This is a genomic window from Pseudomonas chlororaphis subsp. aurantiaca, from assembly GCF_013466605.1.
In the GTDB taxonomy this organism is placed as follows: domain Bacteria; phylum Pseudomonadota; class Gammaproteobacteria; order Pseudomonadales; family Pseudomonadaceae; genus Aquipseudomonas; species Aquipseudomonas chlororaphis_I.
Window position 1 is genome coordinate 6,376,733 of record NZ_CP059162.1, and the last position, 15,170, is coordinate 6,391,902.

10 protein-coding genes are annotated in these 15,170 nt (G+C 63.0%); 8 read left to right on the top strand and 2 right to left on the bottom strand.

Going from position 1 to position 15,170, the window contains the following annotated elements; genetic code table 11:
• Positions 1–388: 388 nt before the first annotated feature.
• Positions 389–1,765 (bottom strand): L-serine ammonia-lyase, encoded by a 1,377-nt coding sequence (locus H0I86_RS29265; protein ID WP_180923094.1) that lies wholly within the window; start codon positions 1,763–1,765, stop codon positions 389–391.
• 427 nt (positions 1,766–2,192) lie between these two features.
• Here H0I86_RS29265 and H0I86_RS29270 point away from each other — a divergent pair, with 427 nt between their 5' ends.
• The 3 genes from H0I86_RS29270 (at position 2,193) to choV (ending at position 5,227) form a co-directional block, all read left to right on the top strand.
• Positions 2,193–3,140 carry a choline ABC transporter substrate-binding protein gene (locus H0I86_RS29270; protein WP_180923095.1) on the top strand — a complete coding sequence of 316 codons (948 nt, stop codon included), beginning with the start codon at positions 2,193–2,195 and terminating at the stop codon, positions 3,138–3,140.
• A 66-nt stretch (positions 3,141–3,206) separates the two neighbouring features.
• Positions 3,207–4,052: a choline ABC transporter permease subunit gene (gene choW, locus H0I86_RS29275; RefSeq protein ID WP_007925985.1), complete on the top strand. Its 846-nt coding sequence runs from the start codon at positions 3,207–3,209 to the stop codon at positions 4,050–4,052.
• Positions 4,049–5,227 (top strand): choline ABC transporter ATP-binding protein, encoded by a 1,179-nt coding sequence (choV, locus tag H0I86_RS29280; RefSeq protein WP_124322633.1) that lies wholly within the window; start codon positions 4,049–4,051, stop codon positions 5,225–5,227. The genes choW and choV overlap by 4 nt, the downstream gene beginning before the upstream one ends.
• 234 nt (positions 5,228–5,461) lie before the next feature.
• On the opposite strand, the gene H0I86_RS29285 is transcribed toward choV, so the two are convergent.
• Entirely contained in the window at positions 5,462–7,402 is a 1,941-nt protein-coding gene (locus H0I86_RS29285; RefSeq protein ID WP_373369440.1) for a BCCT family transporter, read from the bottom strand.
• 482 nt (positions 7,403–7,884) lie between these two features.
• Here H0I86_RS29285 and betI point away from each other — a divergent pair, with 482 nt between their 5' ends.
• The 5 genes from betI to H0I86_RS29310 all read left to right on the top strand — a co-directional run bounded on the left by betI (position 7,885) and on the right by H0I86_RS29310 (position 15,122).
• Positions 7,885–8,478, top strand: a complete 594-nt coding sequence (gene betI, locus H0I86_RS29290) for a transcriptional regulator BetI (RefSeq protein ID WP_180923097.1) — start codon at positions 7,885–7,887, stop codon at positions 8,476–8,478.
• Between the two features lie 113 nt (positions 8,479–8,591).
• The gene (gene betB, locus H0I86_RS29295) at positions 8,592–10,064 is read left to right on the top strand and encodes a betaine-aldehyde dehydrogenase (RefSeq protein WP_180923098.1); all 1,473 of its coding nucleotides are present in this window, start codon (positions 8,592–8,594) and stop codon (positions 10,062–10,064) included.
• 177 nt (positions 10,065–10,241) lie between these two features.
• Positions 10,242–11,945 (top strand): choline dehydrogenase, encoded by a 1,704-nt coding sequence (gene betA / locus H0I86_RS29300; RefSeq protein ID WP_180923099.1) that lies wholly within the window; start codon positions 10,242–10,244, stop codon positions 11,943–11,945.
• A 397-nt stretch (positions 11,946–12,342) separates the two neighbouring features.
• The gene (locus tag H0I86_RS29305) at positions 12,343–13,785 is read left to right on the top strand and encodes a TldD/PmbA family protein (RefSeq protein WP_180923100.1); all 1,443 of its coding nucleotides are present in this window, start codon (positions 12,343–12,345) and stop codon (positions 13,783–13,785) included.
• Complete coding sequence (locus H0I86_RS29310; protein WP_180923101.1) at positions 13,785–15,122, top strand: TldD/PmbA family protein; 1,338 nt, start codon at positions 13,785–13,787, stop codon at positions 15,120–15,122. The genes H0I86_RS29305 and H0I86_RS29310 overlap by 1 nt, the downstream gene beginning before the upstream one ends.
• Positions 15,123–15,170 lie beyond the last annotated feature (48 nt).

The window sequence follows — 15,170 nt, forward strand, 5'->3', positions numbered from 1 at the left end:
TGCGGGTTATCAGTGCCGAATCGGCCGTGGAGGGCCCTGGGCCGGTGGCTGTGAGCAAATCGGTAGCACTTGTGGGAACGGCGATAAACGTCCCGGGAAAAGAGTGTCACCGCAAGCACAGGTGGGCGCTCAGCCGAGGTCAGTGAAAAACCTGACCGATGAGCCCTTGGACTTACCTGTTTGCGACGCTCCAAAAGGTGGCGAGGGCGTCGCTGGGTGTTCAATTTATGAGCAGGACGCTGCTGCGGCTTGCCTTGAAAAGAGTGGTGAGTCTCCTGGCGCTATCGCGGGCAAGCCTCGCTCCTACACTCCTACAGATGCACGCGTTCTTCTGTAGGGGCGAGGCTTGCCCGCGATGGACTGCGCAGCAGTCCCGCTGTTTAAGCCCTCAACACTCGACGGCGCTGACCGCCAGTCCGCCGCGCGATGTCTCCTTGTATTTGTCATGCATGTCGGCGCCGGTATCGCGCATGGTGCGGATCACCCGGTCCAGGGAAATGAAGTGCTGGCCGTCGCCGCGCAGGGCCATTTGCGCGGCGTTGATGGCCTTCACCGCGGCAATCGCGTTGCGCTCGATGCACGGCACCTGCACCAGGCCGCCGACCGGGTCGCAGGTCAGGCCAAGGTTATGCTCCAGGCCGATTTCCGCGGCGTTGCACAGCTGCTCCGGCGACGCCCCGAGAATCTCCGCCAGACCAGCGGCAGCCATGGCGCAGGCGGAACCCACCTCGCCCTGGCAGCCGACTTCGGCACCGGAGATCGAGGCGTTCTTCTTGCAGAGAATGCCCACCGCCGCCGCGCCGAGGAAAAAGTCCACCACGTTGGCGTCGGTGACATCCTCGCTGAAGCGCATGAAGTAATGCAGCACCGCCGGGATGATCCCCGCCGCGCCGTTGGTCGGCGCCGTCACCATGCGCCCGCCGGCGGCGTTCTCTTCATTGACCGCCAGGGCGTACAGGTTGACCCACTCCATGGCGCTCAGGGTCGAGCCGATCACATTGGGTTTGTTCAGCTCTTGCAGGCTGCGGTGCAGCTTGGCCGCGCGGCGCCGCACATTGAGCCCGCCGGGCAGGATGCCTTCATGCTTGAGGCCCTGCTCGACGCAATCCTGCATGGCCTGCCAGAGCTTTATCAGGCCCGCGCGGATCTCCTCCTCCGAACGCCAGACCTTCTCGTTGGCCATCATCAGTTCGGCCACCCGCAGGTTGTGCTTCTGGCACAGGCCCAGCAGCTCCACGGCGCTGGAAAAGTCATAAGGCAATTCGGTGCGATCCAGGTCCACCACGCCGCTGCTGGCCTGGGCCTCATCGACGACAAAACCGCCGCCCACGGAATAATAGGTATCACGGTGCAGCTCCCCGGATTCGCCTTCGGCCACCAGGGTCATGGCGTTGGGGTGAAACGGCAGGTTCTCGTCGAGCAGCAGCATGTCGCGCGCCCAGACGAAGGGAATCGGCAGGCGGTTGTCGAGCAGCAGGGTATTGGTTTCGCGCAGGGTCTCGATGCGACCGCCGATCTGCGACGGATCGATCGCATCCGGCCATTCGCCCATCAGCCCCATGATCACCGCGTTGTCGCTGCCGTGCCCGATGCCGGTGGCTGACAGCGAACCGTAGAGCCTTACCTCGATGCGGCGCACCTGCTCCAGCAGGTCTTTTCCCCGCAGTGCCTGGACGAACAGCACCGCGGCGCGCATGGGCCCGACGGTGTGGGAACTGGAGGGGCCGATACCGATTTTGAACAGGTCGAAAACACTGATAGCCATTACTGCGAAACTCCTCGATGAGCACACGCCGGGCGCCCAAACGCCCGGTGGCGAAGCTGCTACGCTCAAGCAGTAATCCGCCGAGATACGCGCATCATCAGGCTTTTGCAGTGTCGCTCAACGTCTCACACCGACTCACTCATGCCCACCAACGCCGTGGCCCGCCGACCTCCGGTTCTGGCCGTTTTTTTTGCGGTTCAGCCGGGCAAAAAGTGCTGAAAAAAGCTGTAAGCGACCTCACCGACACTGGATGCGACCCTCCCTGTACTGGATACGACGCACCCTGTAGGCGTCAGATTTTCACTGGTACATGATCAGTCTCGACTCGATTGCAAGGCACTGTGGTAGAGCTGTCCCACTCGCCCCAACCGCAACACTTATAAGTGCGGTCAGACACACCGCCAGAAAACACCCAGGAGTCCACCCCATGAAAGGTTCCCCGTCGTTGTTGTTGGCCGCCATGCTGAGTCTGCCGCTTCTGGCGCACGCCGCAGAACCGGCGCAATGCAGCACCGTAAACTTCTCCGATGTCGGCTGGACCGACATCACCGTCACCACCGCGACCACCAGCGTGGTTCTCGAGGCACTTGGCTACAAGACCAAGACCACGATGATTTCCGTGCCGGTGACCTACAAGTCCCTGGCCGACGGCAAGAACATGGACGTGTTCCTCGGCAACTGGATGCCGACCATGGAAAACGACATCAAGCCCTACCGCGATGCCGGCACCGTGGAAACCATCCGCGCCAACCTGGAGAACGCCAAGTACACCCTGGCGGTCCCGGAAGAGCTGTACAACAAGGGCCTGAAGGATTTCGCCGACATCGCCAAGTTCAAGAAAGAACTGGACGGCAAGATCTACGGCATCGAGCCGGGTAACGACGGCAACCGCATGATCCAAAGCATGATCGACAAGAACGCCTTCGGCCTGAAAGACGCCGGCTTCAAGGTGGTCGAATCCAGCGAGGCGGGCATGCTGTCCCAGGTCGAGCGCGCGCAACGGCGCAGCACCGCGGTGGTGTTCCTGGGCTGGGAACCGCACCCGATGAACACCCGTTTCAAGATGAAGTACCTGACCGGTGGCGACGAGTTCTTCGGCCCCAACTACGGCCAGGCGACCATCTACACCAACACCCGCAAGGGCTACGCCGAGGAATGCAGCAACGTCGGTCAGTTGCTGAAGAATCTGTCGTTCACCCTGAATATGGAAAGCGCCCTGATGGGTAACGTCCTGGACGACAAGATGAAGCCCGAGGCGGCCGCCAAGGCCTGGCTGAAGAAAAACCCCGAGGTACTCGATACCTGGCTCGCTGGCGTGACCACCATTGACGGAAAACCAGGCCTGGAGGCCGTGAAAGCCAAGCTTGCGCAGTAAATCGCTTACGCCGGGTGGGTTCGCCCGCCCGGGCTGTTTATTCCTTGCATGCGGACGTTCAATACCATGCTCATTGATCAGAAAATCCCTTTAGGCCAGTACATCGCTGCCTTCGTTGAATGGTTGACGCAACACGGCGCCAACACATTTGATGCGATCGCATCGACCCTGGAAACGATGATCCACGGCGTGACGTTTGCGCTGACCTGGTTCAACCCGCTGGCCTTGATCGGCCTGATTGCCTTGCTCGCGCACATCATTCAACGCAAATGGGGCCTGACGGCCTTTGTCGTGCTGTCCTTCCTGCTGATTCTCAATCTGGGTTACTGGCAGGAAACCATGGAAACCCTGGCCCAGGTGCTGTTCGCCACCCTGGTCTGCGTGCTCATTGGCGTGCCGCTGGGCATCGTCGCCGCGCACAAGCCGATGTTCTACACCATGATGCGTCCGGTGCTCGATCTGATGCAGACCGTACCGACCTTCGTTTACCTCATTCCTACCCTGACCCTGTTCGGTCTGGGTGTGGTGCCAGGCCTGATCTCCACGGTGGTGTTCGCCATTGCCGCGCCGATCCGCCTGACCTACCTGGGCATCCGCGATGTACCACAAGAGTTGATGGACGCCGGCAAAGCCTTTGGCTGCTCGCGCCGTCAACTGTTGTCGCGTATCGAGCTGCCCCACGCCATGCCGAGCATCGCTGCCGGCATCACCCAGTGCATCATGCTGTCGTTGTCGATGGTGGTGATCGCGGCCCTGGTGGGCGCCGATGGCCTGGGCAAACCCGTGGTCAACGCACTGAACACCGCCGATATCGCCCTGGGCTTCGAAGCAGGCCTGGCAATCGTACTGCTGGCGATCATGCTCGACCGTATCTGCAAACAACCCGAAGCCAAAGTAGGGGGTGACGCATGAGCATAATCCGCTTCGATAACGTCGACGTTATCTTCTCCAAGGATCCACGCGAGGCGCTCAAGCTGCTGGATCAGGGCATGACCCGCAACGAGATCCTGAAAAAGACCGGCCAGATCGTCGGTGTGGAAAAGGCCAGCCTGGACATCGAGAAAGGCGAAATCTGCGTGCTGATGGGCCTCTCCGGTTCCGGCAAGTCAAGCCTGCTGCGCTGCATCAACGGCCTCAATACCGTCAGCCGCGGCAAGCTGTTCGTCGAGCATGACGGCAAGCAGATCGACATCGCCTCCTGTACCCCGGCGGAACTGAAGATGATGCGCACCAAGCGCATCGCCATGGTGTTCCAGAAGTTCGCCCTGATGCCCTGGCTGACCGTTCGCGAGAACATCAGCTTCGGCCTGGAAATGCAGGGCCGCCCGGAAAAGGAACGGCGCAAGCTGGTGGACGAGAAACTCGAGCTGGTGGGCCTGACCCAATGGCGCAACAAGAAACCCGACGAACTGTCCGGCGGTATGCAGCAACGTGTCGGCCTGGCCCGCGCCCTGGCGATGGACGCCGACATCCTGCTGATGGACGAACCCTTCTCCGCCCTCGACCCGCTGATCCGCCAGGGCCTGCAGGACGAACTGCTGGAACTGCAACGCAAGCTGAGCAAGACCATTGTGTTCGTCAGCCACGACCTCGACGAGGCCCTGAAACTTGGCAGCCGCATTGCCATCATGAAAGACGGCCGGATCATCCAGTACAGCAAGCCGGAAGAGATCGTGCTGAACCCGGCGGACGACTATGTGCGCACCTTCGTCGCCCATACCAACCCGCTCAACGTGCTCTGCGGCCGCAGCCTGATGCGCACCCTGGACAACTGCAAACGTATCAACGGCTCCGTGTGCCTGGATCCGGGTGGCGATTCCTGGCTGGACCTGGCCGAGGGCAACACCATCAAGGGCGCACGCCAGAACGGCGCCAGCCTCGACCTGCAGAACTGGATCCCGGGCCAGGCGGTGGAAGGCCTCGGCCGCAAGCCGACCCTGGTGGACTCCAGCATCGGCATGCGCGACGCGCTGCAGATCCGCTACCAGACCGGCAACAAGCTGGTGCTGCATGACAACAACAAGGTGGTGGGGATCCTTGGCGACAGCGAGCTCTACCACGCGCTGCTCGGCAAGAACCTGGGGTAACAGCGACACGCAAACACAAACGCCGCGACATCGATCGCGGCGTTTTTGTTTTATCGGGAATAAAGGGTGCGGATTGCTCCCTGTTGCGGGAGCGGGTGTTGCTGATGTTGCGGTGATCCAGACAGATCGCTTCGCGGGCAAGCCTCGCTCCTACAGAAGCAGGTCAATCCTTGCTGGTCCGCGATGAATGCGACGCGGTACCCGGTGAATTCGGGCCCGCGTCTTCTTCAGACCTTAGCTGTAGACCCGGCCAAGGAGCTGCCGATGGCTTTCGAACTGATCGAGCACGTCACGGGTGATCTGCTCCTGAGTGAAGCCCATCAAGTCGTATTCCTGGCTGCCGTTGTGCAGGTAGACCTCGGCGCGGTAGTAGCGCGCACGCTCCTCTGCCGCATCGGCCGATTCGCTCGGCGCCGCCAGATAGCCGTCCAGGCTCACTTCATAGACGAAAGGGTTGCCCTCTTCCATCTCGATCCGCACCCCCATGCAGCGCTTGGACTTGCCCAGCAGGGTTTGCACATCCAGGCCCTGGTTGCGCAACTGGGTAGCGGCCTCTTCCAGTGCCGGCGTCACGTGCTTGTCCATGAAACGCTGAACCACCGCCTGGGTCGGCTGCAGGTCCAGCTGGGTCAGGCGCTCGCTGAAACCACGACGACCACGGGCCGCCAGTTCCGCTTGCTCCTGTTCGATCTGCGTGTCCTGGCGCATGGCCTTGTGCAGGCCGAACATGAAGCACACCAGCACCACCGAGAACGGCAGGCCGGCCAGCACCACCATGGTCTGCATGGCCTCGAAGTTACCGGCGAACAGCAGGCCGACGGTCACCAGGGTGATCACCACCGACCAGAAGATCCGCAGCCAGTGCGGGGCGTCTTCATCGACGTTGCCGCCCTTGCAGGACAGGTTGGCCATCATCACCGCGCCGGAGTCGGCCGGGGTCAGGAACAGGACGAAGCCGACGAAAATCGACACGCCGATGACAATCTTCGACGCCGGGTAATGATCCAGCAGTTGGTAGATCGCCATGGACGGCTGTTGCAGCGCCGTCTTGCCGAGCTCTACCGCGCCGTGGTTCATCACCAGGTCCAGGGCCGAGTTACCGAACACCGACAGCCAGGCCAGGGTGAAGCCCAGCGGAATCAGCAGCACGCCCGCCACCAGTTCGCGCACGGTACGGCCACGGGAAATACGCGCGATGAACATGCCGACGAATGGCGCCCAGGAAATCCACCACGCCCAGTAGAACAGGGTCCACAGGCCCAGCCAGCGGTCGGACTTGGCGCTGTCGCCTTCGTACACATAGAGGTCAAAGGTCTTGAGCACCACACCGTTGAGGTAATCGCCGACGTTTTGCACGAAACCGTTGAGCAGGTGCAGGGTCGGACCAAACAGCAGCACGAAGATCAGCAGGCCGCTGAACAGCACTATGTTCAGGTTGGACAGGCGGCGGATGCCGTTTTCCACACCCGATACCGCGGCGATGGTGGCCACGGTGCTCATGACGATGATCACGATCAGCAGGTTGGTGTTGCTGTGTTCCATGCCGAACAGGTTTTCCAGGCCGGAAGACACCTGCATCGAGCCGATGCCCAGGTTGGTCACCAGGCCCAGCAGGGTCACGAACATGCCGAAACCGTCCACCGCGTGGCCGGCCGCGCCCTTGACCCAGCGCTCGCCCACCAGCGGGTACAGCGCCGAACGCAGCGCCAGCGGCTGGTTATGGCGGTAGGCAAAGTAAGCCACGGCCAGGCCGACCAGGGCGTAGATCGCCCAGCCGTGCAGGCCCCAGTGCAGGAAGGTCAGCTGCAGCGCCTGGCGCGCGGCCTGGTTGCTGCCCGCTACGCCTTCAGGCGGGTTGAAGTAGTGGTCCAGCGGTTCGGAAGCGCCGAAGTACAGCAGTGAGATGCCGATACCGGACGAGAACAGCATGCCGGCCCAGGCGCCATAGCTGAAATCCGGGGTGTCTTGCTTGGTTCCCAGCTTGAGCTTGCCGTAGGAGGAAAACGCCAGGCCGACGACGAATACCAGGTAGGCGGCGATCACCACCATGTAGTACCAGCCGAAGCTGCGGGACAACCAAGCCTGGGCAATGCCGAGCAGTCTGCCGGCCTCTTGCGGGGCGATGATCAGAATGGCGGTCAGCAACAGGATCAGCGCGGTAGAGGTGTAGAACACCCAACCGTTGACCCGCACCTTTTCCGGTGGGGTCTTTATAAGAGAGGCAGAACTCATGGCACAGATGCTCCAGGCAGTGCGAGAGAAGAACACAAGGCAACACGGCACCCGACCAATCGGTTAGTTGGCAGCCGACCGACGGGTGATATAAAGACACCCCGAAAAAGCCCGAACCTGCAGGAGTTGCGTTGAGAACCAGCGTCGAAGGCCGAGTGCAAACGTGCAGTTCGTCACCTGGCCTTAAGCGTCTTGCCCACTCAACACATCCGTCCTCGCTGGCTCACGCTATGTCCTGCTTGGGTTTCAGGCTTTTTTCGGAGGTCGCTTTTCCGCCATCTACACGCAGGAAGGACCTGGAGGCAGCGACGATTTGTCGCAGATCTTATTCTTTGTTGATTGAACGTTCAATCAAAACAAAATAGACTGGCCCTCACGCCGGTAGCCGTTTCACGACTGCCAGCAGGCCTAAGGAGATGTGCAAGATGCCCAAGGTCGGTATGCAACCCATACGCCGCCAGCAGTTGATCGAAGCCACGTTGCTGGCGGTCGATCAGGTCGGGATGGGGGACGCCAGCATTGCGCTGATCGCCCGTTTGGCCGGTGTCTCGAACGGCATCATCAGTCACTACTTTCAGGACAAGAACGGCCTGATCGCCGCCACGGCGCAGTATCTGATGAGTGTCCTCAGCGAGAACGTCACCGCGCGCCGTCAGGCGCTGGAGGACAACAGCCCGCGGGCTCACCTCCAGGTGATCATCGAAGGCAACTTCGACGCCAGCCAGGTCAATGGCCCGGCAATGAAAACCTGGCTGGCCTTCTGGGCCACCAGCATGCACCACCCGTCTTTGCACAGGTTGCAGCGGATCAACGATCACCGCCTGTATTCCAACCTGTGCTGCCAGTTCCGCCGCGTCCTGCCGCTGGATGATGCACGCAGCGCAGCGCGAGGCCTGGCAGCCCTGATCGACGGTTTGTGGTTGCGCGGCGCGCTGTCGGGAGACGCTTTCGACACCGAGCAGGCGCACCGGATCGCTTACGAATACATGGATTTCCAACTGGCTAAGCAGGAGCGCTAGAGCACATTACAAGACGCTCGGTCCCCTGAACTGCCACTGACCAGCGCGCCCAGGCTACACGGCGCACCCAGTGGTGAACGCCAACCACTTATGCACTTGCGAGGACTATCAACATGGCCCGTTTCGAACTGCAAAAACTCTACATTGACGGCGGCTACACCGACGCCGGCAGCGACGCCACCTTCGACGCCATCAACCCGGCCAACGGTGAAGTCCTCGCTCAAGTGCAACGTGCGACCTTTGATGACGTCGAGCGCGCCGTTGTCAGCGCCGAAAAAGGCCAGAAGATCTGGGCCGCGATGACCGCTATGGAGCGTTCGCGCATCCTGCGTCGCGCCGTGGACATCCTGCGCGAGCGCAACGATGAACTGGCTGCCCTGGAAACCCTGGACACCGGCAAGGCCTACTCCGAAACCAAATATGTCGACATCGTCACCGGCGCCGACGTACTGGAATACTACGCGGGCCTGGTACCGGCCATCGAAGGCGAGCAGATCCCGCTGCGCACCACTTCGTTCGTCTACACCCGTCGCGAGCCGCTGGGCGTCGTGGCCGGTATCGGCGCGTGGAACTACCCGATCCAGATCGCCCTGTGGAAATCCGCGCCAGCCCTGGCGGCCGGTAACGCGATGATCTTCAAGCCAAGCGAAGTCACCTCGCTGACCACCCTGAAACTGGCCGAGATCTACACCGAAGCCGGTGTTCCGGCTGGCGTGTTCAACGTCCTGACCGGTAGCGGCCGCGAAGTCGGCACCTGGCTGACCGAACACCCGCGCATCGAGAAAGTCTCCTTCACCGGCGGCACCGACACCGGCAAGAAGGTCATGGCCAGCGCTTCCAGCTCCTCGCTGAAAGACGTGACCATGGAACTGGGCGGCAAGTCGCCGCTGATCATCTTCGACGACGCCGATCTGGATCGCGCCGCCGACACCGCGATGATGGCCAACTTCTACAGCTCCGGCCAGGTCTGCACCAACGGTACTCGCGTCTTCGTACCGAGCCACCTGAAAGCCGCTTTCGAAGCCAAGATCGTCGAGCGCGTCGCACGCATTCGCGTTGGCAACCCGGAAGACGAAAACACCAACTTCGGCCCGCTGGTCAGCTTCGCCCACATGGAAAGCGTGCTGGGCTACATCGCCAAGGGCAAGGAAGAAGGCGCCCGCCTGCTGTGCGGCGGCGAACGCCTGACCGACGGCGCATTCGCCAAAGGCGCATTCGTGGCACCGACCGTGTTCAGCGACTGCACCGACGAGATGACCATCGTCCGCGAAGAAATCTTCGGCCCGGTGATGAGCATCCTGACCTACGAAACCGAAGAAGAGGTGATCCGTCGCGCCAACGACACCGACTTCGGCCTGGCCGCCGGTGTGGTAACCCGTGACCTGAACCGCGCGCACCGCGTGATTCATCAGCTCGAAGCCGGTATCTGCTGGATCAACGCCTGGGGCGAATCCGACGCCAAGATGCCGGTCGGTGGCTACAAGCAGTCGGGTGTTGGCCGTGAGAACGGCATCAGCTCGCTGAACAACTTCACCCGCATCAAGTCGGTACAGGTCGAGCTGGGCGACTACGCCTCGGTGTTCTAAGACACCCAGCCTGAACGACAACCTGTAGCCGCTGCCGAGCTTGCGAGGCTGCGATAAGGCCCGCAGGGCCTTCGAGGGCCTCAAGAGCGCGTCCCGTTCCGGGCCGACCGCAGCCTTCGGCAACGGCTACAGGCCTATTGCTCGTCCGACCTGACCACACTCAAGAGGGTGCATTCAATGTCCCAAGAATACGATTACATCATCATCGGTGCCGGCTCCGCCGGTAACACCCTGGCGACCCGTCTGACTGAAGACGAAGGCGTCACCGTGCTGCTGCTCGAAGCCGGCGGCCCGGACTACCGTTTCGACTTCCGCACGCAGATGCCGGCAGCCCTGGCGTTCCCGCTGCAAGGCCGTCGCTACAACTGGGCCTACGAGACCGATCCAGAGCCACACATGAACGGTCGCCGGATGGAATGCGGCCGCGGCAAGGGCCTGGGCGGTTCCTCGCTGATCAACGGCATGTGCTACATCCGCGGCAACGCCATGGACTACGACGGCTGGGCAAAACTGCCAGGCCTGGAAGACTGGACCTACCTGGACTGCCTGCCGTATTTCCGCAAGGCGGAAACCCGCGACATCGGCCCGAACGACTACCACGGTGGCGACGGTCCGGTCAGCGTGACCACGCCGAAAGCCGGCAACAACCCGCTGTTCCACGCCATGGTCGAAGCCGGCGTGCAAGCCGGTTACCCCGCTACCTCCGACCTCAACGGCTACCAGCAGGAAGGTTTCGGTCCGATGGACCGCACCGTGACGCCTAAAGGCCGTCGCGCCAGTACCGCCCGCGGCTACCTCGACGTGGCGAAGAAGCGTTCGACCCTGAACATCGTCACCCACGCCCTGACCGACAAGATCCTGTTCGAAGGCAAGCGTGCCGTTGGCGTGCGTTACCTGGTCGGCTCCGCCGAAGAGCGCGTCGAAGCCCGTGCCCGCAAGGAAGTGCTGCTGTGCGCCGGCGCCATCGCCTCGCCACAGATCCTGCAACGTTCCGGCGTCGGCCCGGCCAAGCTGCTGGAAAGCCTGGACATTCCGGTGGTCCACGACCTGCCGGGCGTCGGCGAGAACCTGCAGGACCACCTGGAGCTGTACCTGCAGTACGCCTGCACCCAACCGGTCTCGCTGTACCCGTCGCTGCTCTGGTACAACCAGCCGGCCATCGGTGCCGAGTGGCTGTTCAACGGCACCGGCATCGGCGCCAGCAACCAGTTCGAAGCCGGCGGTTTCATCCGCACTCGCGAAGAGTTCGAATGGCCGAACATCCAGTACCACTTCCTGCCGGTGGCGATTAACTACAACGGCAGCAACGGTGTGAAGGAGCACGGCTTCCAGGCGCACATGGGCTCCATGCGTTCGCCAAGCCGCGGCCGGATCCAGCTCAAGTCCAAGGACCCGCGCCAGCACCCGAGCATCCTGTTCAACTACATGGCCACCGAGCAGGACTGGCAGGAATTCCGCGATGGCATCCGCCTGACCCGGGAAATCATGCAACAGCCGGCACTGGACGCCTTCCGCGGCCGCGAAATCAGCCCGGGCATCGAGGTGCAGACCGACGAGCAGCTGGATAAATTCATCCGCGAGCACGCCGAAACCGCGTTCCACCCATCCTGCTCGTGCAAGATGGGCACCGACGAAATGGCCGTGGTCGATGGCCAGGGTCGCGTGCATGGCATGCAGGGTCTGCGAGTGGTCGATGCCTCGATCATGCCGATCATCACCACCGGCAACCTGAACGCGCCGACAATCATGATGGCCGAGAAAATCGCCGACAAGATCCGTGGCCGTCAGCCTCTGCCACGCAGCAAGGCGGCCTACTACGTGGCGGGCGATGCCCCGGTACGTGGCAAGCCGGTACGTGAAGTGAGCGCTACCGCGCAGTAACGTCGAACGGCGCCGATCGCACGATCGGCGCCGTTTTGCTGTATCCGGCCTGTAGCCGCTGCCGCAGGCTGCGATCGGTCTGGGCGGCATTCCGTGCGCAGCCGACGCAAACCAGCCACCACGGTTCACCAGGCAAGAACCCGATTGCCGAATCACAGCCCTTGGCAACAACTACAGTTCTCCAACATTTCCCTGCCCCTTCCCGCTTGATACCGCCCACCGCACGGGCCTAATCTAGGCGCTCGCAGCATCCCCCAGCACCTTTTCCGACCTGGCTTCAAAGCCCTTCGGGCTTTATCGCGAGCACGCTCGCTGCTACAGAAAAACACTGGCCCGACGCTCGCTTGCTCTCGATAAGGCCTGCAACAGCCGGACGGTTCACATGGAGGCTCCTCACATGTTCGATTTCCACCCCCAGCTCAAGCAGCGCTTCGCTGCCTTGCGCACGGGCGCCGAATTCTTTTCCCTGCGTTACGTGCGCGAATCCGGCCAGTACCTGTCGGTGCGCAAGAACGTCGCGGAGCCGCCGAGCCTGAGCCGTGACGAAGGCGCGATGCTCACCGTGCGGGTCAATGGCGTCGAGGCCTACGCCGCCACCAACGACCTGTCGCAAAACGGCCTGCAGGCCGCGCTGCAACGCGCCGAGCAACAAGCCCGGCTGATCGCCGCCCACGCCCTGCTCGACCTGCGCGAACAGGCGGTGTCCAGCGACCGCGCCGATTACTTCTCGCCCAACCTCGAGCAGCCCTTCCCGTCCCTGAGCGACTGCTACCAACTGCTCGGCGACGAGTCCGCGGCCGTGCCCAAGGACGAGCGCCTGGTGAACTGGCAGGTCAGCCTCGGCATCACCCACGTCGAGCAGATCTACCTCAACAGCGCCGGCGCCGAACTGCGCCAGGCCCAGCGTTTCGTCTACCCGGGCATGGACGTCACCGCCTACGATGGCAATGACAGCCAGACCCGCAGCCTGGGCCGCGAGAACTTCGGCCAGCAGGGCGGCGCCGATGTGATCAGCCGCTGCGGCCTGATCGGTGCCGGCGCCCAGGTCGCCGACCAGGCGCTGCAACTGCTGCTGGCGCCCAATACGCCCCAGGGCCCGCGCGACCTGTTGCTGATGCCGGACCAGATGATGCTGCAGATCCACGAATCCATCGGCCACCCGCTGGAGCTGGACCGCATCCTCGGCGACGAGCGCAACTACGCCGGCACCAGCTTCGTGAAAAGCAGCGACTTCGGCAGCCTGCAATATGGCTCCAGCCTGCTCAACGTGACCTTCGACCCGGACATTCCCGAGCAGCTGGCCAGCTACGGCCATGACGACGACGGCACAGCCGCCAGCAAGCAGTTCCTGATCAAGCAAGGCCTGCTGCTGCGCCCGCTGGGCGGCGCGCTCTCGCAATTCCGCGCCGGCCTCGACGGCGTGGCCAACAGCCGCGCCTGCAGCTGGAACCGCCCGCCCATCGACCGCATGGCCAACCTCAATATCGAGCCCGGCGACCAGCCGCTGGCGCAGCTGATCGGCGGCATCGAGAACGGCATCCTGATGTCCACCAACCGTTCCTGGTCCATCGACGATGCGCGCAACAAGTTCCAGTTCGGCTGCGAATGGGGCCAGCTGATCGAGAACGGCGAACTCAAGGACGTGGTGAAAAACCCCAACTACCGGGCGATTTCCGCGCAGTTCTGGAAAAACCTCAGCGCCGTCGGCGACGCCAGCACCTTCAAGGTCCTGGGCACGCCGAACTGCGGCAAGGGCGAACCGAACCAGGTGATCCGCGTCGGCCATGCCTCGCCGGCCTGTGTTTTCAGCAATGTCGATGTATTTGGAGGAGACGCCTGATGAGTACGTCCCTGAATCAGGCCGAACAGTTCAAGACCCTGGTGGACTGGCTGCGCGACGCCGTGCGCGAGCCCGAGCAGTTCACCCTGAGCTACGCCGCCGAGTCTTCGCAGTTCATCCGCTTCAACCACGCCAAGGTGCGCCAGGCCGGGCAGGTGCAGCAGGCCAGCCTCGGCTTCAAGCTGATCGACGACGGGCGCCATGCCGATCTCAGCATCACCCTCGCCGGCGACCCGCAGGTCGACATCCAGCGCCTGGCCGAAGGCCTGCAACAGTTGCGCGAGACCCTGCCGCTGCTGCCCCAGGACCCGTACCTGCTGCTCAACCACGACGCCTGGAACACCCACAATGTGCAGGAACACCCGCTGCCCAGCAGCGAGCAGGTGGTGGCCGAAATCGGCCAGGCCGCCGCCGGGCTGGACCTGGTGGGGTTCTACGCGGCCGGCCCGATCAGCCGGGGTTTTGCCAGTTCCTCGGGAGCCTTTGGCTGGCACCAGGCCAACAGCTTCAACTTCGACTTCAGCCTGTTCCACGAGAATGGCCAGGCCGTCAAAGCCAGCTACGCCGGGCACGAATGGAGCAGCCAGGGCTTCGCCCAGCGCTTCCAGCAGGCCCGGGAACAGCTGGCGTTTCTCGGCCGACCGCTGCGCACCCTGGCGCCCGGGCAGTATCGCGCCTACCTGGCGCCGGCGGCCCTGGAGGAAATCATGGGCATGCTGAGCTGGGGCGGGTTTTCCGCCCAGTCCATCGCCAGCAAGCACAGCCCGCTGCAAAAGCTCTACGCCGGCGATGCCCGCCTGAGCCCCCTGGTGTCGCTGGACGAGCAGGTCACCGGCTCGTTGAGCCCGGCGTTTTCCGATGAAGGCTACCCGCGCAGCGACCTGTCGCTGATCGCCGGCGGCGTCGCCCAAGGGCAGTTGATCAACTCGCGCAGCGCCGCCGAATACAGCCTGACCACCAACGGCGCCGGTAGCGGCGAATACCCCAGCGCGTTGAACATGGCGCCCGGGCAGTTGTCGCAGCAGGACATTCTCCAGCAACTGGGCACCGGCCTGTACATCAGCAACCTGTGGTACCTGAACTACTCGGACCAGCCGGCGGCGCGCCTGACCGGCATGACCCGCTTCGCCACCTTCTGGGTGGAGAACGGCGAGATCCAGGCGCCAGTCAGCACCATGCGTTTCGATGACAGCGTCTACAGCCTGCTGGGTTCGCACCTGGAAGGCCTGACCCGGGAGCGCGAGCTGCTGCTGTCGGCCAGTACCTACAGCCAGCGCCAGACCGCCTCGGCGCAGCTGCCGGGCGCGCTGGTGAGCCGGCTGACCCTGACCCTGTAACCGCTGTCGCGGGCAAGCCTCGCGCTTCCGTAGGAGCAGGGGGGACGC